The sequence below is a fragment of the Methylosinus sp. R-45379 genome (assembly GCF_001644125.1).
GTDB lineage: Bacteria > Pseudomonadota > Alphaproteobacteria > Rhizobiales > Beijerinckiaceae > Methylosinus.
In genome coordinates this window covers 17,060-41,109 of the sequence record NZ_LUUM01000235.1, presented here as the reverse complement: position 1 = coordinate 41,109, position 24,050 = coordinate 17,060, and the positions used below count along the sequence as shown (strand labels likewise).

Sequence of the window (24,050 nt, the reverse complement as noted above, 5' to 3'; positions counted from 1 at the left end):
GTGATTTTTCGTGAGTGGGTCAGAGCGCGTCGGCGTCGCGCTCGCCGGTGCGGATGCGGATCGTCTGCTCGAGGGGAAGGACGAAAATCTTGCCGTCGCCGATCTGCCCGGTATGGGCGGCGGTCGTGATCGCTTCGATGGCCTTGGCGACGAGCTCGGACGTCACGGCGACCTCGATTTTCAGCTTCGGCAGGAAGCTGACGGCGTATTCCGCGCCGCGGTAGATCTCGGTATGACCCTTCTGGCGCCCGTATCCCTTGACTTCCGTCACGGTGAGACCGTGGACGCCGATGTTCGTCAGCGCGTCACGGACCTCATCGAGCTTGAAGGGCTTGATGATCGCTGTCACGATTTTCATCTGCCTATCCTGTTGTTCTAGACCTTCATGGCGGTGACTGCTCGCCTTGCGAGACGGCGCCCAATGCGGCGATGGCCATGATGAGCACCGTTGTGCTCATGCCGCGAACCTTCAAATGCCGTGCCAGCTCTCGCGCCGCCGCGCGGGGAGACACGCATTGGAAAAGAACTGCGAAGCAAATCAAATCCGTGGCGAAGCGACGCAGGCGACAGGAAGCGCGCTGCGCAAAGGGTTTGCGCCCGCGACCGTGAGGTGCGGCGAGAGGGCGGGGGAAAGCGTAGGCGCCTGCAAAAAGGCAGCAGGCGCCTACTAAACAGTCAATCAGCTGCTCGAGTTTCGGATGAATGATCGCGGATCAAGCCTTCCTGCGCCACAGAGGCGACGAGCCGTCCGTCCGAGGAGAAAATCATTCCCCGTGTGAGCGTGCGCGCGCCGGCGGCGGTCGGGCTGTCCTGCGTGTAGAGCAGCCATTCATCGGCGCGGAACGGGCGATGGAACCATAAGGCGTGATCGAGGCTCGCGACCTGCAGCCGCTCGTCGAAAATGGAGCGGCCGTGCCGCGCCAGCGCCGTGTTGAGCAGCGTCATGTCGGAAAGATAGGCGAGCAGCGCTTGATGAACGGCAATCTCGTCGCCGATGCGCTCGGCGATCTTGAACCAGATGAATTGCCGAGCATCCGCCTCAGGATTGTTCAAAAAAAAGGCGCTCGGATCGACCACGCGTATATCGACCGACGGCGATCCGGCGATGCATTCCGAGGCGGCGAGCGGCAGAAAATCGGCGAAGCGCTCGGCCAGCGCGTTTTTCGTCGGCAGCGTCTCGGGCGCCGGCGCTTCTGGCGCGGGAAGGGCGTGCTCGAGGCCAGGCTCCTCGATATGGAACGAGGCCTCCATCGAGAAGATCGTCCGCCCGCGCTGCTTGGCCTCGCAGCGCCGCGTCGTGAAGCTCTTGCCGTCACGCAGTCGCGTGACGAAGAAGTCGATCGGCTCGCGCGGGTCGCCGGCGAGGATGAAATAGGCGTGCAGCGAATGGGCGGGGCGGTCGGCCGGCACGCTGCGCTGCGCGGCGACCAGCGCCTGGCCCACCACCTGACCGCCATAGACGCGCGCATTCTTGCACCGGCTGTAGCCACGGTAGGCGTCCGGGCCGATCGGCTCGAGATCGAGAAGCGCGAGCAGCTCGCGCGTGCTGTTGTGCGCGTCCATCAGTCGACGGGCCGGGCCTCCTCCGGCAGCATGATGGGAATGCCGTCGCGGATCGGATAGGCGAGCCGGGCGGAGCGGGAGATCAGCTCCTGGCGCTCGGAGTCATATTCGAGCGTCGATTTGGTGAGCGGGCAGACCAAAATCTCGAGAAGGCGCGGATCGACCTTCGTCGCCTCGGATGCGTCCTCGCCCTCACGCGCGGGCTTATCGGATTTGTCGCTCATCGTGACGCCTTTCTGCTCTGCGAGCCATAGGGCTTCGGGGAGATCTGGGCTTCGGGGAGATCGCTGCGCGCAGTCTCGGCCGCCTCCTGGTAAAACTATCTCGCTATATGCCGCAGCGGCGGAAAAAGTCTCTAATGGAATTGCGGCGGATCGTCGCTGTTCTGCGCCAGATCGAGCTCGGCCAGCGCGACCAGAATCTCGGCGCGCGAGCGCAGATCGACCGCCTCCAGCAGCGCCTGCTTCTCGCTGGCGCCGAAGGGGCTCATCATGGCGAGCGCATTGACCAGCGCCTCATTGGGGGCGGCGTCTATGCTCGTCCAGTCGACGTCGAGCTGGGAGCCGTCGGCGAACTCGCGCAGCATGCGGATCATTCCGGTGCGATCGACATTGTCCTCGCCGGCGCCGGGCTCGAGATCGACGAGGAAATCGTCATAGCTGACCCGGCAGCTGCGATAGGCCAGAGTCGTCGGCAGCTCTTCTTCTATGCGGAAGCGCGCTATGCCGGTGAGGGAGATGAGATAGCGGCCGTCGCCGGTCTCGGAGAAGCGCGTGATGCGGCCGGCGCAGCCGATCTTGTGCAGCGCGGGGGTCTGCTCGCGCTCGTCCTGGCCGGGCAGCGGCTGAATCATGCCGATGACGCGCTGCGAGGCGATGGCGTCATCGACCATGGCCAGATAGCGCGGCTCGAATATGTTGAGCGGCAGCTCGCCGCGCGGCAGCAGCAGCGCGCGCGTCAGCGGAAATACCGGAATGACGACGGGCAGGTCGCTCGTGTCTTTATAGGGATGATTGACGCTCATGTCGGTCAGCGGCGGTCGCCGCTACTCCTCGAGAAAACGCGCTCGCATCATGAGAACAGCAGCGACGACAGGCGTCGCCTGGCGCCTATGGTCGCTTTGTCGAGCGGTCCCCAGGCGTCGAAGAACTGGATGAGCTGCTTCCTCGCCCCGTCGTCGCTCCAACTACGGTCCTTTCGGATGATGTCAAGGAGCGCGGTTGCGGCCTCGTCGCGCTTGCCTTTGGCGTTGAGCGCGAGGGCGAGATCGAAGCGCGCCTGCAGATCGTCGGGATCGAAGGCGACGCGCTTGTGCAGCTCGTCGATCTCGCCGAGATCGGAGGCTGCGAGCGCATTCTCCAGCGACGCCGCCGCAGCGGCGACCAGAGAGTCGGCGCGGATCGGGGCGGGCAGGCCGTCGAGCAGCGCTTGCGCGTCGGCGAGGCGCTCCTGCTCGACATAGAGGCGGGCGAGCTCGGCCGCCGCTTTCGTGTAAGGGGGCTGGCGCGCGACGAGCTGCAGCAGGATCGCCTCGGCGGCCTCGAGCTGGCCCTCGCCGATCAGCGCCTCGGCGGTGAGGAAGTCGTCGGTTCCCTCGTCCTCGAGCGGGCCGGCGAGGCGCTCGATGAAGCCGCGCAGCTGCTTCTCCGGCAGCGCGCCGACAAAGCCGTCGGCCGGCCGGCCGCGCTGGAAGGCGACGACCGCGGGAATGGATTTGACGCCGAGCTGTCCGGCGACCTCTGGATGCTGGTCGATGTTCATCTTGACGAGCTTCACGCGCCCGCCGGCGGCCTTTACGGCGCGCTCGAGGGCGGGGGCCAGCTGCTTGCAGGGCTCGCACCAGGGAGCCCAAAAATCGACGAGCACGGGCTGGCGCAGCGACGCCTCGAGGACGTCGGCGCGGAAGCTCTCCGTCGTCGTTTCGGTCGTTCGGGCGTCGTCTTGCGCCGTCAGTTCCGCCGCCATCGCACCATCTCCCGCACCGCCTGCCAGACCTTCGATCGGAAATCGCTCTCGAGAATCATTCGCCGGAGCCAATTCGATCGATCGCGATTCCATTCGACCGGAACGCGCTCTAGGCGTCGCTCGCTCCGTCGCCACGCCGCATGAACGTCAGATAGACCGGTTTGCGTCCGGCCGCCATCGCTTTCGCCTCGTATTTCGTCTGCGTCCAGCCCTGCCAGGGCGTGAGCCAGTCCTTAGAGGCCGCCGCGGTCCATGCAAAATCCGTGGACTCTCGGACGCGCGCCAGCGTCCAGCCGGCATAATCGTCGATATCCGTGGCGAAACGCAATTCCCCGCCGGGGCGCAGCACATGGGCGAGCGCCTCCAATGTCTCCTTCGAGACGAAGCGGCGTTTGCGATGTCGGCGCTTGGGCCAGGGGTCGGGATAGAAGAGGTAGGTGCGGCCGAGGCTCGCCTTCGGCAGCCAGCCGATCACCTCCGCCGCATCGCCCTGGTGGAGGCGGATATTGGCGAGGCCCAGCGCGTCGATCCTCGCGAGCAGCTTGGCCATTCCGTTGACGAAGGGCTCGCAGCCGATGAAGCCGACGTCGGGCCGGGCGGCCGCGGCGGCTATCAGATGCTCGCCGCCGCCGAAGCCGATCTCGAGACGCACCTCCGCGACCGCGGTCGGAAACAGGCCAGCGGCGGAAGGGCAGGGCTGCGAGAGATCGAGCGTCAGCCGCGGCAGCAGATCCTGCAGCAGCCGCGCCTGGCCGGCGCGCAAGGCCTTGCCCTTGCTGCGGCCGTAGAGGCGGCGCGCCACATGGGCCGCGCCGCCGTCGATCGCTTCTTCCAGGTCGCCGTCTCGTTCCATGGCTCAGTCTTTGGCGTCTTTGTCGCCGAAGATCGCCTGCGTCAGGAGAACTGCGCCTTCAGCGCGTCGACGAGATCGGCGCGCTCCCAGGAGAAGCCGCCTTCCTCGTCCGGCGTGCGGCCGAAATGGCCATAGGCCGAGGTGCGGGCGTAGATCGGTTTGTTGAGCTGCAGATGCTCGCGAATGCCGCGCGGCGACAGGCGCATGATCTGCGGCAGAATGGCCTCGAGCTTGTCCTCGGGAACCTGGCCCGTGCCGTGCAGATCGACATAGATCGACAGCGGCTCGGCCACGCCGATGGCGTAGGAGAGCTGCAGCGTGGCGCGATCGGCGAGGCCCGCCGCCACGATGTTCTTGGCCAGATAGCGGGCGGCGTAGGCGGCCGAGCGGTCCACCTTGGTCGGGTCCTTGCCGGAGAAGGCGCCGCCGCCATGCGGAGCCGCTCCGCCATAGGTGTCCACGATGATCTTGCGGCCGGTGAGGCCAGCGTCGCCGTCCGGGCCGCCGATGTGGAACTTGCCGGTCGGATTGACGTGCCAAACCGTCTCCTTGGTGACGAAGCCCGCGGGCAGCGCCTCGAGGATATAGGGCTCGACGATGGCGCGAACGTCCTGCGGCGTCAGATTCTCGTCGGTGTGCTGATGCGAGAGCACGATCTGCGTGGCCTCGACCGGCTTGCCGTTCTCATAGCGCAGCGTGACCTGGCTCTTGGCGTCCGGGCCGAGGCCCTTTTCCTTGCCGGTGTGGCGGGCGTGGGCGAGCTTCTCGAGAATCTTGTGGGCGTAATAGATCGGCGCCGGCAGCAGATCGGGCGTCTCGCGCACGGCGTAGCCGAACATGATGCCCTGATCGCCCGCGCCCTCGTCCTTATTGCCGGCGGCGTCGACGCCTTGCGCGATATCGGCCGACTGGGCGTGCAGCAGCACCTCGACATCGGCGTTCTGCCAATGGAAGCCGGCCTGCTCATAGCCGATGGACTTGATCGCCTTGCGGGCGACGTCGACGATCTGCTCCTTGGAAATCGCGGGGCCGCGCACCTCGCCGGCGATCACGACGCGATTGGTGGTGGCGAGCGTCTCCGCGGCGACGCGGATCTGATAGGGGTCGACGCCGAACTTGGCGCCCTCGCGAAAAAACAGATCGACGATTTCGTCTGAAATGCGGTCGCAGACCTTGTCGGGATGGCCTTCCGAAACCGACTCGCTGGTGAAAAGATAGTTCTGTCGCGTCACATCCAATCTCCGTCAATCGCCGCTCCGCCGTTCTCCGGCGGACAGACCTGTCCATTCGCCCAAATCAGTACAGGCGTCGTTCGTTTCGTCAAGCCGTATGTGCCAAAATGTTCTTTATAGAGAACTCGGTCGGGGTGAGCCGAGCTTCGGCCTATTTGTCGGCCGTATCGCCTATGCCCGGCTCCCGCGCGACTTCGTCCTGCTCGGCCAGCGTCGAGATGAGGTCGATGACACGCTTGCGCACCTTGGGGTCCTTGATGCGGGCGAAGGCGCGATTGAGATGCAGGCCTTCCGCCGTCGAGAGGAAATCGACGACATATTGCGAGGAGGATTCCTCCGCGAAGCCGTCGCCGGAGGCGGGCTGGGAGTTGGGGGCGCCCTCGAAGAAGAAGGAGGGCGGCACGTTCAGCGTCTTGGAAATCTGCTGCAGCCGACTGGCGCCGATGCGGTTTGTGCCTTTTTCGTATTTCTGCACTTGTTGGAATGTGAGGCCGAGCGCCTCGCCGAGTTTCTCCTGACTCATCTTCATAAGGATGCGTTGCATGCGCACGCGACTTCCGACATGCTTGTCGATCGGATCGGGCGCTTTTTTCACTGCGAATGCTTCCTTTTGCTCATCAGGTGCCGCCTTTTGTTCGAAGATGCTGATCTACAGTGGATTTCGCCCTTTCGATCGCTGGCGCGGACGTGCTCGCCACTGTGTCGAGGAGCGTGTCATCGCGCGCCCACACGACCGGAAGTCGAACCCGCGAGGCCGCGAAAGCGTCCGAACAGGGCGAAAATTATTGTGAAGAACCAAAGCGTTGAAGTCCAGCGAAAAGGATGGGCGGCAAAGGGAGGCGCGTCGGTCGCGCGCGGCAGGCGCGCATCGATGACGCCTTCGACGCCGAGCGGCAGGCGGTGGAGAATGCGGCCATAAGGATCGACGACCGCGGAAACGCCGGTGTTGGCGACGCGCGCCAGCGGCAGCCCTTCCTCAATGCTGCGCAGACGCGCCTGGGCGAAATGCTGATAGGGTCCGCTGGTCATGCCGAACCAGCCGTCATTGGTCACATTCAGCAGCCATTGCGGCCGCTCGCCGGCGGGCTCGACCGTCTCCCCGGGGAAGATCGCCTCATAGCAGACGAGGGGGGCGGCCAGCGGCAATCCCGGCGCAGCGAACCGTCGCGGCCCGGTTCCTTCGTCCCATGTTCCGGGGACCAGCTGCGAGACGCCGAGCGGCGCGAGAAGCTTGGAGAGTGGCAGATATTCGCCGAAGGGCACGAGGTGCGTCTTGTCATAGGCGGCGACGATGCGGCCGCCCTGAACGGCGAGGATCGAATTGAAAATCTTGGTGTGGCGCTTGCCGTCCTCGCGCCGCGCATCCTCCTCCGCGCGCGCCGCGCCGGTCAGCAGCACGGCCCCGCGCATGGTCGCGGCGATGCGCGCGAGCGCCTCCGGATCGCGCGAGAGGATGAAGGGGAAGGCCGATTCCGGCCAGATCAGATGCGTCGCATCGGCGACGCCGGAGCGGCCGGGCGCGACCGCGCGATCGGAGAGCTCGAGATAGCGGCGCAAAATCTCCGGGCCGTTCTCGGGCTTGAATTTCGCGTCCTGCGGGAGATTGGGCTGCATCAGCCGCAATTTGACGCCCTCGACATATTCCGTCTTGCCGGCGCCTAGCCGCAGCGCGCCATAGCCCGCCATGCCGACGGAAAGGACGAGCGCGACGATGATAGAGGGCGTGAGGCGGCGCGGGCCGTCGATGAGCGTTGCTGGCGCGGCGAACAGAATGACCGCGAGAATATCCAGCCCATGCAGTCCGACGATCGCGGCCGTCTGATCGAGGAAGGGAATGGCGGCGAGCGCCATGCCGAAATCATTCCAGGGAAAGCCGGTGAGGACGTAGCCGCGCAGAAACTCCGAGGCGCCGAGCCCGGCCGCGAGCGCGAAAATGCGCGCCGAGCCGCCCGACCACAACGCCCGCGCGAGCGCGAAGCCCAGCGCCGGAAACAGCGCGAGGACAGCGGGCGCGCCGATGACTGCCAGCGGCAGCGCCCAGGCGAATTGGTCCGGCTCCACCAGCATGGCCGCGCCGAGCCACCACAGCCCTGCGAGAAAATAGCCGAAGCCGAGCCACCAGCCGGCGCCCGCCGCGCGGCGCATGGAGCCGGCGAGATAGGAGAGGCCGCCGGCGCCGCGCGCGGACGCCGAGCCGTCGAGCAGCCACACGGAGACGCACATGGTCACGAGCATGGCCGGGGCGAGATCGAGGGGAGCCAGCGCCAGCGCGCCCACGGCGCCCGCCGCAAAGGCGATGGCGCGGCGCGTCCAGCCCTCGGCGAGGATGATGCGTTGCGGAAGTGTCGGTCCCGTCCGCGCGCCATCGGCGAAGGACCGGGTAAGAAATTGCTGCGCCATGTGCATCCGTTCGATTCGAATTGGCGTAACGACTTTATCCCGTCCAACGGCTACGCCCTAGAGCCGGCTCGAAAACGGCTCTCGCATTTCAATGGGATCGAATTGTGATCGCTCGCGCTATTTACGAGAATCGTTATCATTTTCGAGCGAGGCCGCGCTGTGCGGCGGCGCACGCGGCGATGGCCGCGAGAGACGAATCGAGAGACGAATTCGCCCGATGACCGCCAAGCGCCTTCTCATCCTCGCCCATGCGCCTTCGCCCAATACGGAGCGTCTGCGTGCGGCCGTTCTCGCCGGCGCGCGCGAGATCGCCGGCGTCGAGATCGCAATGCGCGCGCCGCTGGAGGCGACGCCGGAGGATGCGCTCGCCGCCGATGCGCTCATTCTGGGAACGACGGAAAATCTCGGCTATATGAGCGGCGCGCTGAAGGATTTCTTCGACCGCAGCTATTATCCCTGTCTCGACCGCATGCAGGGCCGGCCTTACGCGCTCTATATTCGCGCCGGAAACGACGGCGCCGGCGCGCGGCGCAGCGTCGAGAGCGTGGCGACCGGCCTGCGCTGGCGCGCCGTGCAGGAGCCGCTGATTTTTCGCGGGCCTTGGCGGGAAGAATTCGTCGAGGCGTGCCGCGAGCTCGGAATGGCGATGGCCGCGGGGCTGGAGGCGGGGGTGTTTTGACGTAGGCCGCGGTCAGTCGCGCGAGGCGTCGTCGATTCCGGCGCGCCTATCTTTCTTCGCGGTCTCTCGATATGTTTGCGTATCTATTTTTGAAAGGTGCGACTTTGCGCTCGGGATTTGTCATCGGCGGCGTCATTGCGTCGGCGCTGTTCCATTGCATCGCTTTTCTCCACGGTCGATGAGTCATGGCGGAGGAAGAGCCCGGCATCGAATTTTTCGGCCACGGTCTGGGGCCGAGACGCGCGGAGAGCCCGCGCAAGCGATCGCTTCGCGTCGAACGCAAAGGCATAGCGATCTATGGCCACGGCCTCGGACCGCGCCCGGCCCCGCCGCCTCGCCTAGAGGCGCCCGTCGGCGAATCTCTGCATCTGCCGTCAGAGCAAGCGTGGCCGCTCGCCATCGCGCTGATTGCGCTTGGCGCGATCTCGATCGGAATTTTCGCGCTGGCGCAGATCGTCGATCGTCAAATATGCGCGGCCGATCCGCGGCGCGATTGCGAACGCGGAAGCGACCCAGGAGGCGGGAGCGGCGGAGGTGGGGGCGGCAGTTTGTCGGGCTATCACGCCTATTACGGCGGATTCGGCGAAAGCGGCGGCTTTCACGCGGGCGGCTCGTGAGACGGCGTCTCGCGGCGCTTCTATCTTTCGTTCATCCGCTTTGCTAACCTCTTCGCGATTTTTACGAGAGGACCGACCTTGCCTGCAGATCTCGCATCCGGCCTTCTGTCCTTTGCGGCTTATTTTCTCGGGGCCATCGCCTATTGCGCCGCATTCTGCGTCGTCTACACGCGTTTGACCCCGCATTGCGAGTTCGATCTCATCGTCGATGAGCACAACGCCTCTGCGTCCATCGCCTTCGGCGGCAGCCTCATCGGCTTCGCCATCGCGCTCGCCGGCGCGGTGCACAACACGCAGACGGCGCTCGAATTCATCATTTGGGGCTTCGTCGCCTTCGCCACGCAGATCATCGCCTATCTTCTCGCGCGGCTCGCGCATCCGGGCCTTTCGCAGGCGATCGAGCAGAACGCCATAGCCGCGGCGGTGTGGCTCGGCGCCGTTTCCATTTCCGCCGGCGTGCTCAGCGCCGCCTGCATGAGTCCGTGAGAACCATGGCCGAGCCGCCTCGTAAGGAGTTCGGTCGCCGCGGGATGGCGCCGCCCGTCGTCACCCATGCGCCCAAAGGGCTTCCCGGCGGCGCCTCTCCGTCGCCCTTTCGCAAGCGCTCGCTCGCCATCGCCGTAATAGCGGTCGGCTCGCTGTCGATCGGCGCGCTGGCGCTGATGGAGAAGCCGCGGCGCGATTGTCCAGAGGGCGCCGATCCAGAGCGGCAGGATTGCAGCCATTCGAGCAGCCATTCCAGCAGCCATGGCGGCTCGGGCGGACATTCCTATTCCAGCGGCTCGTCGTCTTCCTCCTCGCATTCTTCCTCGGGCGAGAGCGCGTCCGGCCATGCGGGCGGCTCGTCTCTCGGGCATGCGGTGTCATTCAGCGGTTTCGGCGGCTCCGGCGCGGGGCATGGCGGCGGCTCATGAGGCGCGAGCTTTCGCCGCCGCGGCCGGACTTCGCCGAGGAGGCGCGCAAAATTGGATTTCAATACGCGCAGCCCGATGGCGAGCCCTATTGGGACGAGAGCGCGCGCTATGTTTTCTCCCTGCGCGAGATCGAGGACGATCTCGAGAAAGCGACGGCCGATCTTTCCGCGCTCAGCGAGGAGGTCGTCGCGCGCATCGTGCGCGACGAGCAGGCGCTGGAACGTCTGCGCATTCCGCGTCACGCATGGGGTCTCATCGCCGAGAGCCATGCGCGCCGCGATCCTTCGCTCTATGGGCGTTTCGACTTTTCCTATTGCGGGGAAGGGCCGCCGAAGCTGCTCGAATATAACGCCGACACGCCGACGAGCCTGTTCGAATCTTCCGTTGTGCAATGGTTCTGGCTCGAGCAGATGATCGCGCGCGGCCATTTGCCGACAGGCGCGGATCAGTTCAATTCGCTGCATGATCGCCTGATCGCGCGCTGGCGCGAGATCGCCGACGGCGGGGCTGTGCATTTCGCTTGCATGACGCAGAGCGTCGAGGATCGCGGCAATGTCGCCTATCTCTCCGATTGCGCGACGCAGGCCGGCTCCTGGACCGCGCGCATCGACATGCGCGACATCGGCCTCGCGGGCGAGATGTTCGTCGATCGCCTGGGGCGGCGCGTGGAGCGAATGTTCAAGCTCTATCCTTGGGAATGGATGTTCGCCGACGCTTTCGGCAAATCGGCGGCGATGGGCGCGACGCGTTTCGTCGAGCCGCCATGGAAAGCGATCGCGTCGAGCAAGGGATTTCTCGCCTATTTGTGGGAGGCTGCGCCTGGCCATCCCAATCTTCTTCCCTGCTTCTTCGAGGATGACGCGCGCGCTGCGTCTTTGACGCGATATGCGCGCAAGCCGCTCTACTCGCGCGAGGGCGCCAATGTCGCGCTCTACGACGGCGAGACTCTGCTCGCGCGCACGGGTGGCGACTATGGCGGCGAAGGCTTCGTGCGTCAGCAATTATGCGCGTTGCCGAGCTTCGGCGGACGTTATCCCGTGCTCGGCTGCTGGCTCGTCGGCGGCGAGCCGGCCGGCATGGGCGTGCGCGAGGATGCGTCATTGGTGACGACGGATCGCTCGCGCTTTTTGCCGCATGCGATCATCGATTGACGCATAATGAGTCGGGGCGTACGCTCTTCCCTGCAAATAAAAAAATAAGGGAGGACGGCCATGCCCGATGTCACCTTCTCCACCCCTCTTCTCCATAAAAATGTGACGGTCTATGCGGTCGCCGGCGACACGCACACGATACTCGCCGTCGCCGAGGCGAATAAGATTCCGATCCCGCATGATTGCAAGGACGGCGAATGCGGCTCCTGCCTCATCGAGGTGACGCCGCTCGACGACAAGACCATGGGCGCGACGCTCACCGAGAAGGAGAAAGCGCAGCTCAAATCCATGGGCAAGATCACAGCGGAGGAGATTTCCCGCGCGGTGGTCGACGACATTCCGCCCAAATATCGGCTCGCCTGCCAGTATGTGGTGCGTGACCAGGACATATTGGTGAAATTCACCGGAGAGCCCGGCGGCGCCTGACGCTAGCCTGAGCGCGACGATCCAGAGCCGCAGGCCGGCTCTGGATCAGACGCGCGGGCGCGCCCTCGAGCGGGCGCCGCGCTATATCGATCCTCGGCGATTTTCCCGCCGCGTCCGCCTCATGGCCGTGGCGAAGCCGGCTTCGGCGCGGGCGGCGCCGGGGGGAACTGGCCTTGCGTGCTCGCGCATGCTAACAGCGGCCTCCGCGCCCGGAACCTCCGGCGCCCACGCGACAGGAGCGGTCATGTCCGACATTTTCCATGAGGTCGACGAAGACGTCCGCCGGGACAAGGCGGCCAACCTCTGGAAGCGCTATCAGACGCCGGTGTTCGTCGGCGCTTTTCTGGTCGTCGTCGCGACGGGCGTCTATAGCTTCTTCGAGACCAATCGCTTGAAGACGGCCGAGGGCGCCAATGTCCGCTTCGACGCGGCCGCCGCTTTGGCGACCGGCGGCAAGGACGCCGAGGCGGTCGCCGCCTTCGAGGCGCTGGCCAAGGATTCGCCGCGGGGCTACGCCACTCTGGCGCGCATGCGCGCCGCCGAGGGGCTGGCCAAGAGCGACAAGGCCAAGGCTGTCGCCGCCTTCGACGCCATCGCCGAGGACAAGGGCGTCGACAAGCTCACCCAGCAAGTCGCCAAGCTGCGCGCCGGCGTGCTGATGCTCGAGCAGGGCGACCGCCAGAAGATGGTGGACCGGCTCGGCGAGCTCGTCACCGCCAATGGCCCGTTCCGCTACACGGCGCAGGAGCTCATCGGGCTCGACGCGCTGCAGGACAGCGATTTCGACGAGGCCGAGCGCGCCTTCAAGGTCATTCTCAATGATCAGGAGGCGCCGCACGCCATGCGCCAGCGCGCCAGCGCCTATAAGGCGCTGCTGGACGCCGCGCGCGGCTCCTCGCCGCCGCCGGCCGCCAAAGAGCCGGCCGCTCCCGCACCCGCTCCCGCCAAGTAAGCGTGAGCCTCACAGGCGACGTCGCCGCGACGTTGGACCAAAGGGCCACAATGTCCTTCACGCTCGCCATCATCGGCCGGCCGAATGTCGGCAAGTCGACCTTATTCAACCGGCTCGTCGGCAAGAAGCTCGCGCTCGTCGACGACCGGCCCGGCGTTACGCGCGACCGCCGCGAGGGCGAGGCGCGCCTCGCCGATCTGCGCTTCACCATCATCGACACGGCCGGCCTCGAGGAAGGCGCCTCCGCCACGCTGGAAGGCCGCATGCGCGCGCAGACCGAGGCGGCGATCGAGACCGCCGACGCCATTCTGTTCATGATCGACGCGCGCGTCGGCGTGACGCCGGACGACAAATATTTCGCCGATCTGGTGCGCCGCGCCGGCAAGCCGGTCATCCTCGCCGCCAATAAGTCGGAAGGGCGCAAGGGCGAGGCCGGTGTGGTCGAGGCTTATGAGCTCGGCCTCGGCGATCCCGTGCCGCTCTCCGCCGAGCATGGCGAGGGCCTCGGCGAATTCTACGACGCGCTGCGGGAGGCGCTGCCGGAGGCGACCGCGGTTTGGGAGGAGGATGAAGAGGCGGCGACCGACATCGCCGTCTCGGCGGATGAGGACGGCAGCGAGGTCGATCCGACCAAGCCGCTGCGCATCGCCGTGGTCGGGCGGCCCAACGCCGGCAAATCGACGCTGATCAATCGCCTGCTCGGCGAGGACCGCTTGCTCACCGGGCCGGAGGCGGGCATCACCCGCGACAGCATCTCCGTGCCTTTCCGCTGGCGCGACCGCGATATGAAGCTCTTCGACACCGCCGGCCTGCGCAAGCGCGCCAAGGTCGTCGACAAGCTGGAGAAGCTCGCCGGAGCCGACGCGCTGCGCGCCGTGCGCTTCTCGGAGGTCGTCGTGCTGCTGCTCGACTCGGCCATTCCGTTCGAGAAGCAGGATTTGACCATCGCCGATCTCGCCGCGCGCGAGGGCAGGGCGGTGGTCATGGCGCTCGGCAAATGGGATGCGGTGGACGATCCGGGAACGCGATTCGCCAAGCTGCGCGAGGAGGCCGAGCGCCTGCTGCCGCAGATCAAGGGCGCGCCGGTGGTCGCCGTCTCTGGCGTGACCGGCTATGGGCTCGACAAGCTCATGCACGCCATTCTCGATGCGCATGAAGTCTGGAACCGCCGCATCTCGACGGCGCGGCTCAATCGCTGGCTGGAGAGCGCGATCGACGAGACGCCGCCGCCGGCGGTCTCCGGCCGGCGCATCAAGATCCGCTATATGACGCAGGCCAAGGCGCGGCCGCCGCATTTCATCCTGTTCGGCAATCAGCTCGACGAGCTGCCGGCGAGCTATCTGCGCTTTCTCACCAATGGATTGCGCCGCTCCTTCGATCTGCCGGGCACGCCGATCCGCATCTCCACGCGCTCGGGGGAGAATCCGTTCGACAAGGGGAGGAAGTAGGCGGGCAGCTTCATTCGCCGCGCTTCTTTGTCGCGAGAGGAGACTTCGCCGGCGCCTCGACGATCAGCTCGGTCGTCTGTTCTCTCCTGAATTGCTCGGGTCGCGTGATGGGGGTCAGCGTAGGCCAAAAATCATAGGCGCCCGGCTTGGTCGGATCGGCGGAGCCCCGGTTGCGACGCTCCGAGCGGCCGATCGGCAGCAGGGTGAGCAGCGCGCCGAAAAGGGCGAGCGTCAAATCGAGCTCGCTCAGCAGAATGGCGGAAATGATGCGGGCGTGCCTTCGGAAAAAGCGCATGTTCGGCTCCGTGCTTTCAGCGCCCACTCTCTGAAATGTCCCTTTTGACGAAATGTTTTTCGATGAGCTGCACGATAATGGCCGCGCCGACGGCGAGGGCGGCGTAGTAGTTTTCTTCCGGCGAGCCGGAGAGCAGCGTTGCGCCGACCACGACGGAAAACAGGACATAGCCCGGGTTGCGAATGATAGCGCTGAGGGTGCGTCCGAGTTTTCGATATGGGGGCGCACCATCGATTATCGAAGCTGCCGTTCCGACGTTCTCCGCGCCGCGTGCTGCTTCGATGCGCGCCGCTATGATCTCCACGAGCTTCGCCGTGTCTATGTCGAGGGGCATAGCGGGCAGGAAAATTTCTTGCGGCACTTGGCGATCACATCGGGCGATCCAGTTCAAGAAATCTTTGCGAAGAAGGCATCGCGTCGCGGTAGGCGTCAGTCGCAGCGTCCACCATTCGCGCCCGCCATGCTTTGTCTTGGATATCGTTTCGAAGTCCCGCCAGGGCAGCGGCGCGGCGGACGCCGAGGGATAGACAAGGCCCTCCGCCTCGAGGATCAAGACGGGAGACCGTCTGAACAGCTTCCCCAGCGCCGAAAACGTCGCTGCGCCGCAAAGAAGCGCGCCGATCGCCGCCAGCGTCATGACGACGAGACCGAAACGCCCCGAGAACAGCACGGAGACGCTGGCGATGGTCAATCCAGCGGCGAGCAGAACGCGGCCCCAAAGGTTGCCGCCGCGCAAATATCGCGCTTCGATCCTGCAATGATTTGTCGTCTGCCCCATCGCCGCCTCCGGGACTTGCGATGGAGGCAGACTACAACGATCACTGCTTTCCGGGAACGGAAATCGGTCGCCCGCGCTTCCTCAGCTCGCCCCTTCGAACTGCGCCAGCAGCGCGTCGCGCGCCTCGGCGATGCGGCGGTAATCCTCCGCGCTGCCGCCGGCGTCGGGATGCGCGGTCTTGGCGAGGCGGCGGAAGGCGGATTTGATCTCGGCCGGCTCCAGCGCGCCTTCCAGAGGCAATTCCAGCGTCTCGCGATGCTCCTGATTGTCGTCCTCGTCGAAATTGAACATCTTCTGGAAGGCGGCGCGCTGCTTGCGGCCTTCTAAGCGCAGCTCGACCTGATCCTCCTTCCAGCGTTGGAGCGACATCACGAAGCAGGCGCCGAAGGCGATGCGGCCCTGCGTCTCCAATTCGTCCAGGCTGAACGGCCCCACCACATCATAGGGCGGCGCGAGACAGGCCATGCGGACGCCGTCGACGATCTCCACGCGGCCGATCGTGACCTTGTCGGATACGCCGAGCGAGCCGTTCCAGACGACCCAGTCCAATTGATCCGCCGATGTGTCCGTCACGCAGCCCGCTCTCATGCCGTCGGGCGCCCCGTCGCTTTTGTGCGAAAGGGGCCGCCGCATTCGTACAATCTCACGTTACATGCAGTTTCGAAGCCAATTTTGCGCTGCAGCACGGTTTTGAGGCTCCGTCCCCAGCCAAACGCCCTATTGGCGCTTGGCAAGCGGCAATTTCAAATTATTCTAAACAAGGGCGTTCCGACTGGCCGTCGGGACAGCGGGCGTCCCCATGAGAGTACATCCAAGGAGCTTTAGTCATGGCTACGCTCAAGGGCACCAAGACCGAACAGAATCTGAAGGATGCGTTTGCCGGCGAGTCTCAGGCGAACCGCCGCTATCTCTATTTCGCTCAAAAGGCCGATATCGAAGGCCATAATGACGTCGCGACCGTGTTTCGCTCCACCGCCGAGGGCGAGACGGGCCACGCCCATGGCCATCTCGAATTTCTCGAGGTGGTGGGCGACCCTGCGACTGGTCTGCCGATCGGCAAGACCGAGGACAATCTGAAGGCCGCCGTCGCCGGCGAGACGCATGAATATACGGATATGTATCCGGGCTTCGCGCGCTCCGCCCGCGAGGAGGGCTTCGAGGAGATCGCCGACTGGTTCGAGACGCTGGCCAAGGCCGAGCGCTCGCACGCCGGCCGTTTCCAGAAGGCGCTCGACGAGCTGAAGTAAGCGCGCGACCCGATTTCCGGCTGATCCTTCGCGCGGCCTTCGCCGCCTTCCTTCTCCCCGCTTGCGGGGAGAAGGTGCGGATGAGGGGCCGGGGCGTTTTCCGTCTATGGCTCACGCCCCGAGCCCCTCACCCCGGCCCTCTCCCCGCGCGGAGAGAGGGAGAAAACGCATGAGCCGATCGGAATAATTCGACCAGGGCAAAGCGATGAGAGAAGGCGGGCTCGAGGCGCCCTTCCGGCGTCCATTGGATTGGGAAAATCCAGATTTCTACGACGAGGCGAAGCTCGACGCCGAAATGCGCCGCGTGCTCGATATTTGCCATGGCTGCCGGCGCTGCTTCAATCTCTGCGATTCCTTTCCGCGCCTGTTCGATCTCGTCGACGAGTCGGCGAAAGGCGAAATCGAGACCGTCGCCAGCGTGGATTTCAAAAAGGTCGTGGACGCCTGCACGCTCTGCGACATGTGCTTTCTGACCAAATGCCCCTATGTGCCGCCACATGAGTTCGATCTCGACTTCCCGCATCTGATGCTGCGCTATCGCGCTGTCGAGGCGAAGAAGAATGGCGTCGGTTTCGCGGATCGCCAGCTCGCCGAGACCGACCGCAATGGCGCATTGGCGACGAAGATCGCGCCGCTCGCCAATTGGGCGACCGACTGCTCGCATCATGCCGCGCGCAATGCGCTGGAGAAGGTCGCCGGCCTGCATCACGAGGCTGTGCTGCCGAAATATTCGAAGAAGAGCTTGGAGGCGCTCGCGAAGGAGACGCCGGTCGAGGTGAACAGAGAGGCGCCGGGCTTCGGCCGCAAGGCGGTGATCTACGCCACCTGCTTCGGCGAATATAATGATCCCAGCGTCGGGCTTGCGGCGCGCGCGGTGCTCGCCAAGAATGGCGTCGAGACGGAGATTCTGCACCCGCATTGCTGCGGAATGCCATTGCTCGAGCAGGGGCTCATCGGCGAGGTCGCGGCCTCGGCAAAGCAAGTGGCGGCCGCCTTCGAGCCCTGGATCGACAAAGGCTATGACATTATCGCGCTGGTTCCCTCCTGCGCGCTGATGCTGAAATTCGAATGGCCGCTGATCGTCACCGATGATCCAAAAGTGAAGCGCCTCGCCGCCTCGACCTATGATCTCAGCGAATATGTCGTCGGCATCTCGCGCAAGGAGGGGCTGGCGGAAGGGCTCTCGCCGATCGAGGGCGGCGTCGCCTTTCATGTCTCCTGCCATTCGCGCGCGCAGAATATCGGGCGGAAAGGCGCGGAGCTGCTGGGTCTCGTCCCGCAGGCGGATGTCGCCGTCATCGAGCGCTGCTCGGGCCATGGCGGCGCCTGGGGCTATAAGACGGCGAATTTCGAGACGGCGCTGAAAGTCGGCAAGCCGGTGGCGCGGCAGGCGCAATCGTCGGGCAAAGCCTATATCGTCTCCGAATGTCCGCTCTCCGGCCCGCATATCGTGCAGGGAATGGAGCGGCTGGACGCGGAAGCGAAAAAGCCCGCGCTTCTCGCGCATCCGATCGAGATTCTCGCGCGGGCCTATGGGGTGAAGTGACGGCGTCGCGCCCTTCCGCCGTCATTGCGAGGAGCGAGGCGACGAAGCAATCCAGAGTCGAGGGCGGCTCCTCGATTGCTTCGCTTTGCTCGCAATGACGCCCGAGGCGGCGCGTTCGTCCCGCCATCGAACCGACCGAGAAGAAACTGGAGCGATCCAAAATGGCGCAAAAGCACCACATCACCGTCGCCGATCTTCTTCCGCCGGACGAATACGCCAAGGTCCGCGTCGAGAGCCGCCGCCGTATCGCCGCGCGCAAGCGCAATCGCCGCGTCGAGGTCGGGCCTTTCGTGACCTTTTATTTCGAGGATTTCGAGACGATCTGGCTGCAGATCCAGGAGATGATCCACATCGAAAAGGGGACGCTCGAGCAGGCGCCGAGCGAGATCGCGGCCTATGAGCCGCTGATCCCCAAGGGCCGCGAATTGGTCGCCACCTTCATGATCGAGATCGACGATCCGCTGCGCAGAAAGCGCGTGCTGGACACGCTGGGCGCGATCGAGGAGACCGCCTTCATCGAATTGGGCGGCTCGCGTATCGCCGGCGTCGCTGAAGCCGATCAGGACCGCACCAGGGCGGACGGCAAGGCCTCCGCCGTGCAATTCGTGCATTTCCCCTTCACCGACGCGCAGGCGGCGGCCTTCCGGGAGCCCGGGGCGCGCCCGTTGATCGGCTTCGCGCACCAGAATTACGGGCATATCGCCGTCATGCCGGAGGCGGTGCGGGCGGAGCTTGCGGGGGATTTCGCGTAACGTCTCCAGCTTCGGCGGAGGAGGTCGCTCTGGCCTTATCCGCCGATTGCCCTTAAAGGGCGTGGCGAACCCGCCACTTTCCAGCGAGCCTCAGCCTTGACCAGCCCACAGCCGAGCGACCCCGTCTCGCGGCGGCGCACCTTCGCCATCATCTCCCACCCGGACGCGGGCAAGACCACGCTCACCGAGAAGCTTCTGCTGTTCGGCGGCGCGATTCAGCTCGCCGGCGCGGTGAAGGCCAAGCGCAACGCGCAGCAGACGCGCTCCGACTGGATGAGCATAGAACGCGAGCGCGGCATTTCCGTCGTCACCTCGGTGATGACCTTCGAATATGGCGATTGCGTCTTCAACCTGCTCGACACGCCGGGCCATGAGGACTTTTCGGAAGACACCTATCGCACGCTCTCCGCCGTGGACGCGGCGGTGATGGTAATCGACGCCGCCAAGGGCATAGAGGCGCGCACGCGAAAACTCTTCGAAGTGTGCCGCCTGCGCGATATTCCGATCGTCACCTTCATCAATAAGCTCGATCGCGATGGCCGCGATCCGTTCTCGCTGCTGGACGAGATCGAGAAGACGCTGGCGCTCGACACCGCGCCGGTCACCTGGCCGATCGGCTCGGGCCGCAGCTTCGCCGGCACCTACTGCTTCGCGACCAAATCCGTGCGCAAGATCGACGCCGATACGGAGCCGATGACCGTCTCCGGCCTCGACGATCCGGCGCTGCTCGCATTGCTGCCGGCGCATGAGGCGGACGCCTGGCTGGAAGAGGCCATGCTCGCCGAGGAAGGCTGCAAGAAGTTCGAGCTCGCGGCGTTTCGCGAGGGGCATTTGACGCCGGTCTTCTTCGGCAGCGCGCTGCGCAATTTCGGCGTGCGCGATCTCATCGACGCAATGGCAGAATATGCGCCCTCGCCGCGCGGGCAGGACGCCGACAAGCGCCATGTCGAGGCCAAGGAGCCGAAGATGGCCGGCTTCGTGTTCAAGATTCAGGCGAATATGGACCCGAACCATCGCGACCGCATCGCCTTCATGCGCGTCTGCTCGGGCAAGCTTTCGCGCGGCATGAAGGCGAAGATCGTGCGCACCGGCAAGACCATCTCGCTCAATGCGCCGCAATTCTTCTTCGCGCGCGACCGCTCCATCGCCGATGAAGCCTATGCGGGCGATGTGGTGGGCATTCCCAATCACGGCATTTTGCGCATCGGCGACACGCTCACCGAGGGTGAGGAGATTTCCTTCCGCGGCGTGCCGAGCTTCGCGCCGGAAATTCTGCGCCGCATCGTCATCTCAGACGCCATGAAGGCCAAGAAGCTGCGCGAGGCGCTGCGCCAGCTCGCGGAGGAGGGCGTGGTGCAGCTGTTTCTGCCCAATGACGGCTCCGGCGCTCTGGTCGGCGTCGTCGGCGCGCTGCAGCTCGATGTGCTGGCGACACGGCTCGAGGCCGAATATGGGCTGGAGACGAAATACGAGACCTCGCGCTTCGGGATCTGCCGCTGGATAACCTCGCAGGACCCGATCGCGCTGAAGAGCTTCATCGAATCGCATGGCTCCTCCATGGCGGAGGATATAGACGGCGCGCCCGTGTTCATGTCGTCGAGCGAGTTCCAGCTGCGCTATGACGCGGAGCGGCATTCTTCCATCGTGTTCTCGGATGTGAAGGATTATCAGAAGAGTGGGGCGGGGAAGGGGTGACGAGCGTTCTGGCGATTCGCCGGGAAAGGGCTATAATTTCTCTATAGCGAGGAGCGCCATCATGTCCGACGAAGCGCGCATTATTCTCGACCCCGCCGTGCTCGCAGGAAAGCCCGTTGTGCGCGGCACGCGGCTTTCAGTCGAATTCATCATCGGGCTGATGGCCGATGGCTGGAGCGAAGCCGATATTCGACGCAACTATCCCGTTCTCGAGCGGGAGGATATCGTGGCTTGCCTCGGATATGCGCGTGATGCGCTTCGATCGGAAAAATTTTTCCCCAGCGCCGTGTAGATGCGATTTCTCGCTGACGAGAATTTTCCGGGCGACGCAGTGTCGGCCTTGCGAGCCGCCGGTCACGATGTTTCCTCTTTGAGCGAGAGGTCGCCGGGCGCCCGGGACGTGGACGTTCTCGTCATGGCGGAGACGGAGCTACGCATTCTTCTGACCTTCGACAAGGATTTCGGCGAACTCGCTTGGAGCGCGGGGCTTCCGGCTTCCTGCGGGATAATCCTCTTTCGAATGCCGACGCCGCCCGCCGCCGCAATTGGGGAGGCGCTCCTCGCTCGCATCGAAGAACGCAGCGACTGGGCGGGCCATTTCTCGGTCATCGAGACCGGCCGCGTGCGAATGCGCTCGTTGCGCCCGGCCTGACGAGGCTCGCCGCGGCGAAGCGAGACAATTCTTTCGCCTTCGCCTATGCTGCCCGATCGCAAGAGCAAAGGAGAACCGACCCATGTCCGAGGCGTCGTCCGGCCTCAATCTCGATCCGATCGGCGAGGATTTCATCCTGAGCCGGAAAGGCGACGATGGCGTGACGGCTAGAATCGTCCTCACCGCCGCCGATATTCTCGAGCTGACCCGCTCCGCCCTCGCGCTGCGCGAGAAGGGCCTCGCCCAGCGGCAGCCGGCCAGCGGCGAGGTCGAGGCGGTGCTGGCGACGCCGGTCGAGTCGATCGCCGTGCATCGGGAGATGATCGGCGACAATCTGCTGCTCACGCTCGTCTCGCCGGACGGCAATCGGCTCGCCTTCGCTCTTCCCTCGGCGGTCGCGGGCGATCTCGTGGAGCGGCTGGTGGGCGTTCTCGAGACGCGAGGGGCCGCGCCGGCCCGGCAGTGAGCCTCTCGCCCTCAGGGCGAGACGCGATATTCCTCGGTGAGGTCGCCGCGGATCAGCGTGACGATCTTCTCCGTTCCCGAGCGGACCCAGCGCGCGTGACAGATCTTCGGCCCGCACAGCACCTCTGGAAAGCGATAGAGCGGCTTGCCGGAGGGGAGCTTGAGGCCGAAGCCGGCGTCCGGCCTCCAGCCTTGGGCGGTGAGCTGGTCGCGAAACTCCCGATAGATCGGCAATTGCGAGAAATCGGCGTCCTGCGCGACCGCCGCTCCCGACAGGAAAACGAAGAGCGAGCCGGCGCAGGCGAGCATCGCGCGCCGACCGGAGCTGGAGGAATTCATCTTGTCGAGCCCCCTCTGCGGCGCGGGCGAACGGGCCGGCGCCGCGGGCTTCATCGCATGATCGCGCGGCTCTGAAAAGTTCGACGCGACTTTCGGAACCGAATGCGAGACCCGCAACGAAAACGGCCCCACTCGCGCGGGGCCGTTTCCTTGGCGGTCGCGTCGCTCAGCGCTCGGCGGCTTCCAGCGCCCGCGCGAGGCTGTGGACCTCCGCATCGCGCGAGGCGAGCGGGGCGAGATGGTAGCGCTCCTCGATCAGCTTCAGGATCGAGGTCGTGTCGTAATTCGCATGATCCACCCCGGAGCGATCGAAGCGCTTGGAGATCAGCAGCGCCGGAATGCGCGTGCCGGGACCCCAGCGATCATGCGCGCCGCCGCCGGCGTGATGGTCGTGGCCGTGATGATGCTCTCTTTCGGCCACATGCTCGCTCTGATAGGGCGGCGGCGGCACATGGTCCCAGGAGCCGCCGAACTCGTCATAGGTGACGATGATGAGCGTCTCGCGCCCGTCCGGGCCGTTGACGATGGAGGCGATCAGATCGACGAGATGCGAGCTGCCATCCGCCTCGCTGGCGTAGCCGGGATGCTCGTTCTCCGCGCCGATCAGCTTCACGAAGCTGACGGGCTTGAGCCGGCCGGTCTTGGCGAGCTGGACGAACTCCGCCTCGTCGCGCAGATGATCGCGGCGCGCCGCCGCGCCCGGCGCATAGGCCTTGAAATAGTTGAACGGCTGATGGTGGAACTGGAACAGCTTGTCCGGGCAGTTCGGAAAGGTCGCCGTCGCCATCGCGTTCGGATCGGCGCAGCTGGTCCCGTTTCCATTGGTCCAGCCGGGCGCGCCGATGTCGCCATTGGCGTTGGACCAGCCGCCCGAATACCAGGCCCAGTCGATCCCGCGCGCGGAAAGACGGTCGCCGATCGTCGCATTTTCCAGCGGCGGCAGGCGCTTCGCATCCGCCGTTCCGGGCGCGTAGGGCTGATAATAAGGCTGGATCGTATTGATCGCGAAATCGCCACAGGCGACATTCTCCGGCGTCGCCGGACGTCCCGAGGGCGGATTGCAGGAGGCGGTCAGCTGCGCGTCCTTGGCGGAGGAGCCGAGCAGATTCGTATAGAGCGTGGTGCTCGCCGCCATGCCATTGGCGTCAACCACGGAATGGAGGTCGTTCGCGCTCGCGTCATTGAGCGCATTGGCGAACACCGGCGTCGCCGCGGCGACGAGCCATTGGTGATTGAGGAAGGAGCCGCCGAAGGCCGATTGGAAGAAATGATCGGCGATGACGTAATGCGGCGCGCCATGCTTGTGGAGCGCGGCATAGATCGGCAGCTTGGTCGTGTCGTAATAGCCCATGGAGAGGCCGGCGGCGTCGCTGCCCGTCACATAGCGATTCTGCTTGCCGCCATTGATCTGGAACTGCTCGCTGTAATAGCGATGCACGAGATCGCGCGTGCAGCCGCCCGTGAGGGCGCCGGCGGCATTCTTCAGCACGCCGTTCGCAGCGGAGACGCCCGGCGCGGGACAGGTCTTGTCGGCCGCGGCGATATAATTGTCGATCTCGAAGGGCTTGTTCTGGAAGGCGCTGACGAAAGAGGTCGCGCCGGTCGCATCCGTGCAGCTCGTCGCCAGCGGCGACGGCGAGGCGAGATTCACATCATTCTGCAGCAGGCAGGAATAGGCGGTGGTCCCATCGGCGCGGACCTGCTTGGTGTGCGCCGGATCGGCGAAGGGTAGGCCCTGCACTGGCTCGCCATTCACCGCGCCCCACAGGCCGAACAAATTGTCGAAGCTGTGATTTTCCTGGTAGATGACGACAATATGGTGAAATTCGCGCAGAGATTCTGAGCTGGCGGGAGTAGCCGACGCCGCGCAGGCGAGGGCCGCGAGGCCGCCGATCGAATGCTTCAGGAACATTTTGTAGCCCCCTAATATTGGCGGGGCGGACGCTAGCGAGGCAACATATCCGGTCGATGACAGTCGCGGCGCCGCTTCTATCGCCCGCGACGCGCCGGAAACGGGAGCGAATTGGCCGGCGCCGCGACAAACTCCGTCCCCGCGTCGGTTGCGCCTCTTTTCGTCCCTG

The 24,050-nt window shown here is 65.2% G+C and carries 29 protein-coding genes; 15 read left to right on the top strand and 14 right to left on the bottom strand.

Annotation, left to right across the window (positions count from 1 at the left end):
* Positions 1-19: 19 nt before the first annotated feature.
* The 9 genes from A1351_RS10795 to lnt form a co-directional block, all read right to left on the bottom strand.
* Positions 20-358, bottom strand: a complete 339-nt coding sequence (locus A1351_RS10795) for a P-II family nitrogen regulator (RefSeq protein WP_003610684.1) — start codon at positions 356-358, stop codon at positions 20-22.
* Positions 359-675: 317 nt separating this feature from the next.
* On the bottom strand, positions 676-1,563 hold the full coding sequence (locus tag A1351_RS10790; protein ID WP_024879362.1) for an acyl-CoA thioesterase II: 888 nt from the start codon (positions 1,561-1,563) through the stop codon (positions 676-678).
* Positions 1,563-1,787: a Trm112 family protein gene (locus A1351_RS10785; RefSeq protein WP_024879363.1), complete on the bottom strand. Its 225-nt coding sequence runs from the start codon at positions 1,785-1,787 to the stop codon at positions 1,563-1,565. Before A1351_RS10785 ends, A1351_RS10790 begins: the two co-directional genes overlap by 1 nt.
* A gap of 131 nt (positions 1,788-1,918) precedes the next feature.
* Complete coding sequence (locus A1351_RS10780) at positions 1,919-2,587, bottom strand: LON peptidase substrate-binding domain-containing protein (protein WP_024879364.1); 669 nt, start codon at positions 2,585-2,587, stop codon at positions 1,919-1,921.
* A 47-nt stretch (positions 2,588-2,634) separates the two neighbouring features.
* Positions 2,635-3,528 carry a co-chaperone YbbN gene (locus A1351_RS10775; RefSeq protein ID WP_024879365.1) on the bottom strand — a complete coding sequence of 298 codons (894 nt, stop codon included), beginning with the start codon at positions 3,526-3,528 and terminating at the stop codon, positions 2,635-2,637.
* 109 nt (positions 3,529-3,637) lie between these two features.
* Positions 3,638-4,381, bottom strand: a complete 744-nt coding sequence (gene trmB / locus A1351_RS10770; RefSeq protein ID WP_245267248.1) for a tRNA (guanosine(46)-N7)-methyltransferase TrmB — start codon at positions 4,379-4,381, stop codon at positions 3,638-3,640.
* A 41-nt stretch (positions 4,382-4,422) separates the two neighbouring features.
* Positions 4,423-5,613 carry a methionine adenosyltransferase gene (gene metK, locus A1351_RS10765; protein ID WP_024879367.1) on the bottom strand — a complete coding sequence of 397 codons (1,191 nt, stop codon included), beginning with the start codon at positions 5,611-5,613 and terminating at the stop codon, positions 4,423-4,425.
* Between the two features lie 151 nt (positions 5,614-5,764).
* Positions 5,765-6,208, bottom strand: a complete 444-nt coding sequence (locus A1351_RS10760; protein ID WP_024879368.1) for a helix-turn-helix domain-containing protein — start codon at positions 6,206-6,208, stop codon at positions 5,765-5,767.
* 119 nt (positions 6,209-6,327) lie between these two features.
* The gene (gene lnt / locus A1351_RS10755; RefSeq protein ID WP_024879369.1) at positions 6,328-8,013 is read right to left on the bottom strand and encodes an apolipoprotein N-acyltransferase; all 1,686 of its coding nucleotides are present in this window, start codon (positions 8,011-8,013) and stop codon (positions 6,328-6,330) included.
* 217 nt (positions 8,014-8,230) lie between these two features.
* Here lnt and A1351_RS10750 point away from each other — a divergent pair, with 217 nt between their 5' ends.
* The 8 genes from A1351_RS10750 (at position 8,231) to der (ending at position 14,200) form a co-directional block, all read left to right on the top strand.
* Positions 8,231-8,692 (top strand): flavodoxin family protein, encoded by a 462-nt coding sequence (locus tag A1351_RS10750; protein WP_024879370.1) that lies wholly within the window; start codon positions 8,231-8,233, stop codon positions 8,690-8,692.
* 185 nt (positions 8,693-8,877) lie between these two features.
* Entirely contained in the window at positions 8,878-9,309 is a 432-nt protein-coding gene (locus tag A1351_RS10745) for a hypothetical protein (RefSeq protein ID WP_024879371.1), read from the top strand.
* 78 nt (positions 9,310-9,387) lie between these two features.
* The gene (locus A1351_RS10740) at positions 9,388-9,795 is read left to right on the top strand and encodes a DUF350 domain-containing protein (RefSeq protein WP_024879372.1); all 408 of its coding nucleotides are present in this window, start codon (positions 9,388-9,390) and stop codon (positions 9,793-9,795) included.
* Positions 9,796-9,800: 5 nt separating this feature from the next.
* A complete protein-coding gene (locus tag A1351_RS10735; RefSeq protein WP_157096253.1) occupies positions 9,801-10,223 on the top strand; it encodes a hypothetical protein in 423 nt (140 codons plus the stop codon).
* Entirely contained in the window at positions 10,220-11,374 is a 1,155-nt protein-coding gene (locus A1351_RS10730; protein ID WP_064032956.1) for a glutathionylspermidine synthase family protein, read from the top strand. Before A1351_RS10735 ends, A1351_RS10730 begins: the two co-directional genes overlap by 4 nt.
* Before the next feature lie 60 nt (positions 11,375-11,434).
* Entirely contained in the window at positions 11,435-11,800 is a 366-nt protein-coding gene (locus A1351_RS10725) for a 2Fe-2S iron-sulfur cluster-binding protein (RefSeq protein WP_024879375.1), read from the top strand.
* Positions 11,801-12,044: 244 nt separating this feature from the next.
* Positions 12,045-12,752, top strand: a complete 708-nt coding sequence (locus tag A1351_RS10720) for a tetratricopeptide repeat protein (RefSeq protein WP_064032955.1) — start codon at positions 12,045-12,047, stop codon at positions 12,750-12,752.
* Between the two features lie 50 nt (positions 12,753-12,802).
* Entirely contained in the window at positions 12,803-14,200 is a 1,398-nt protein-coding gene (der, locus tag A1351_RS10715; protein ID WP_024879377.1) for a ribosome biogenesis GTPase Der, read from the top strand.
* Between the two features lie 10 nt (positions 14,201-14,210).
* Here der and A1351_RS10710 read toward each other — a convergent pair whose 3' ends face one another.
* The 3 genes from A1351_RS10710 to A1351_RS10700 all read right to left on the bottom strand — a co-directional run bounded on the left by A1351_RS10710 (position 14,211) and on the right by A1351_RS10700 (position 15,846).
* Positions 14,211-14,495, bottom strand: a complete 285-nt coding sequence (locus tag A1351_RS10710; RefSeq protein ID WP_157096252.1) for a hypothetical protein — start codon at positions 14,493-14,495, stop codon at positions 14,211-14,213.
* 16 nt (positions 14,496-14,511) lie between these two features.
* Positions 14,512-15,132: a hypothetical protein gene (locus A1351_RS10705; protein WP_157096251.1), complete on the bottom strand. Its 621-nt coding sequence runs from the start codon at positions 15,130-15,132 to the stop codon at positions 14,512-14,514.
* Positions 15,133-15,354: 222 nt separating this feature from the next.
* Positions 15,355-15,846, bottom strand: a complete 492-nt coding sequence (locus A1351_RS10700; RefSeq protein ID WP_371441476.1) for a J domain-containing protein — start codon at positions 15,844-15,846, stop codon at positions 15,355-15,357.
* Between the two features lie 254 nt (positions 15,847-16,100).
* On the opposite strand from A1351_RS10700, the gene A1351_RS10695 reads away from it, so the two are divergent.
* From A1351_RS10695 to A1351_RS10665, 7 genes are all read left to right on the top strand, one after another.
* The gene (locus A1351_RS10695; RefSeq protein WP_018264950.1) at positions 16,101-16,520 is read left to right on the top strand and encodes a rubrerythrin family protein; all 420 of its coding nucleotides are present in this window, start codon (positions 16,101-16,103) and stop codon (positions 16,518-16,520) included.
* 205 nt (positions 16,521-16,725) lie between these two features.
* On the top strand, positions 16,726-18,066 hold the full coding sequence (locus tag A1351_RS10690; protein ID WP_024879381.1) for a heterodisulfide reductase-related iron-sulfur binding cluster: 1,341 nt from the start codon (positions 16,726-16,728) through the stop codon (positions 18,064-18,066).
* 161 nt (positions 18,067-18,227) lie between these two features.
* The gene (locus tag A1351_RS10685; protein WP_064032954.1) at positions 18,228-18,818 is read left to right on the top strand and encodes a DUF3501 family protein; all 591 of its coding nucleotides are present in this window, start codon (positions 18,228-18,230) and stop codon (positions 18,816-18,818) included.
* Between the two features lie 96 nt (positions 18,819-18,914).
* On the top strand, positions 18,915-20,513 hold the full coding sequence (locus A1351_RS10680; protein ID WP_064032953.1) for a peptide chain release factor 3: 1,599 nt from the start codon (positions 18,915-18,917) through the stop codon (positions 20,511-20,513).
* A 61-nt stretch (positions 20,514-20,574) separates the two neighbouring features.
* The gene (locus A1351_RS10675; RefSeq protein ID WP_024879385.1) at positions 20,575-20,805 is read left to right on the top strand and encodes a DUF433 domain-containing protein; all 231 of its coding nucleotides are present in this window, start codon (positions 20,575-20,577) and stop codon (positions 20,803-20,805) included.
* Positions 20,806-21,165: a DUF5615 family PIN-like protein gene (locus A1351_RS10670; protein WP_024879386.1), complete on the top strand. Its 360-nt coding sequence runs from the start codon at positions 20,806-20,808 to the stop codon at positions 21,163-21,165.
* Between the two features lie 82 nt (positions 21,166-21,247).
* Positions 21,248-21,631, top strand: a complete 384-nt coding sequence (locus A1351_RS10665; protein WP_024879387.1) for a hypothetical protein — start codon at positions 21,248-21,250, stop codon at positions 21,629-21,631.
* A gap of 11 nt (positions 21,632-21,642) precedes the next feature.
* Here A1351_RS10665 and A1351_RS10660 read toward each other — a convergent pair whose 3' ends face one another.
* A complete protein-coding gene (locus tag A1351_RS10660) occupies positions 21,643-21,969 on the bottom strand; it encodes a hypothetical protein (RefSeq protein ID WP_245291633.1) in 327 nt (108 codons plus the stop codon).
* Between the two features lie 166 nt (positions 21,970-22,135).
* Positions 22,136-23,881 carry an alkaline phosphatase family protein gene (locus A1351_RS10655; RefSeq protein WP_064032951.1) on the bottom strand — a complete coding sequence of 582 codons (1,746 nt, stop codon included), beginning with the start codon at positions 23,879-23,881 and terminating at the stop codon, positions 22,136-22,138.
* Between the last annotated feature and the right edge of the window lie 169 nt (positions 23,882-24,050).

What these genes read in the sequence shown, in the direction of transcription:
- A1351_RS10795 (WP_003610684.1), bottom strand. Translation starts at nt 358, where the DNA reads ATGAAAATCGTGACAGCGATCATCAAGCCCTTCAAGCTCGATGAGGTC.
- A1351_RS10790 (WP_024879362.1), bottom strand. Translation starts at nt 1,563, where the DNA reads ATGGACGCGCACAACAGCACGCGCGAGCTGCTCGCGCTTCTCGATCTC.
- A1351_RS10785 (WP_024879363.1), bottom strand. Translation starts at nt 1,787, where the DNA reads ATGAGCGACAAATCCGATAAGCCCGCGCGTGAGGGCGAGGACGCATCC.
- A1351_RS10780 (WP_024879364.1), bottom strand. Translation starts at nt 2,587, where the DNA reads ATGAGCGTCAATCATCCCTATAAAGACACGAGCGACCTGCCCGTCGTC.
- A1351_RS10775 (WP_024879365.1), bottom strand. Translation starts at nt 3,528, where the DNA reads ATGGCGGCGGAACTGACGGCGCAAGACGACGCCCGAACGACCGAAACG.
- trmB (WP_245267248.1), bottom strand. Translation starts at nt 4,381, where the DNA reads ATGGAACGAGACGGCGACCTGGAAGAAGCGATCGACGGCGGCGCGGCC.
- lnt (WP_024879369.1), bottom strand. Translation starts at nt 8,013, where the DNA reads ATGGCGCAGCAATTTCTTACCCGGTCCTTCGCCGATGGCGCGCGGACG.
- A1351_RS10750 (WP_024879370.1), top strand. Translation starts at nt 8,231, where the DNA reads ATGACCGCCAAGCGCCTTCTCATCCTCGCCCATGCGCCTTCGCCCAAT.
- A1351_RS10745 (WP_024879371.1), top strand. Translation starts at nt 8,878, where the DNA reads ATGGCGGAGGAAGAGCCCGGCATCGAATTTTTCGGCCACGGTCTGGGG.
- A1351_RS10735 (WP_157096253.1), top strand. Translation starts at nt 9,801, where the DNA reads ATGGCCGAGCCGCCTCGTAAGGAGTTCGGTCGCCGCGGGATGGCGCCG.
- A1351_RS10730 (WP_064032956.1), top strand. Translation starts at nt 10,220, where the DNA reads ATGAGGCGCGAGCTTTCGCCGCCGCGGCCGGACTTCGCCGAGGAGGCG.
- A1351_RS10725 (WP_024879375.1), top strand. Translation starts at nt 11,435, where the DNA reads ATGCCCGATGTCACCTTCTCCACCCCTCTTCTCCATAAAAATGTGACG.
- A1351_RS10720 (WP_064032955.1), top strand. Translation starts at nt 12,045, where the DNA reads ATGTCCGACATTTTCCATGAGGTCGACGAAGACGTCCGCCGGGACAAG.
- der (WP_024879377.1), top strand. Translation starts at nt 12,803, where the DNA reads ATGTCCTTCACGCTCGCCATCATCGGCCGGCCGAATGTCGGCAAGTCG.
- A1351_RS10710 (WP_157096252.1), bottom strand. Translation starts at nt 14,495, where the DNA reads ATGCGCTTTTTCCGAAGGCACGCCCGCATCATTTCCGCCATTCTGCTG.
- A1351_RS10705 (WP_157096251.1), bottom strand. Translation starts at nt 15,132, where the DNA reads ATGACGCTGGCGGCGATCGGCGCGCTTCTTTGCGGCGCAGCGACGTTT.
- A1351_RS10695 (WP_018264950.1), top strand. Translation starts at nt 16,101, where the DNA reads ATGGCTACGCTCAAGGGCACCAAGACCGAACAGAATCTGAAGGATGCG.
- A1351_RS10690 (WP_024879381.1), top strand. Translation starts at nt 16,726, where the DNA reads ATGAGAGAAGGCGGGCTCGAGGCGCCCTTCCGGCGTCCATTGGATTGG.
- A1351_RS10685 (WP_064032954.1), top strand. Translation starts at nt 18,228, where the DNA reads ATGGCGCAAAAGCACCACATCACCGTCGCCGATCTTCTTCCGCCGGAC.
- A1351_RS10675 (WP_024879385.1), top strand. Translation starts at nt 20,575, where the DNA reads ATGTCCGACGAAGCGCGCATTATTCTCGACCCCGCCGTGCTCGCAGGA.
- A1351_RS10670 (WP_024879386.1), top strand. Translation starts at nt 20,806, where the DNA reads ATGCGATTTCTCGCTGACGAGAATTTTCCGGGCGACGCAGTGTCGGCC.
- A1351_RS10665 (WP_024879387.1), top strand. Translation starts at nt 21,248, where the DNA reads ATGTCCGAGGCGTCGTCCGGCCTCAATCTCGATCCGATCGGCGAGGAT.
- A1351_RS10660 (WP_245291633.1), bottom strand. Translation starts at nt 21,969, where the DNA reads ATGAATTCCTCCAGCTCCGGTCGGCGCGCGATGCTCGCCTGCGCCGGC.
- A1351_RS10655 (WP_064032951.1), bottom strand. Translation starts at nt 23,881, where the DNA reads ATGTTCCTGAAGCATTCGATCGGCGGCCTCGCGGCCCTCGCCTGCGCG.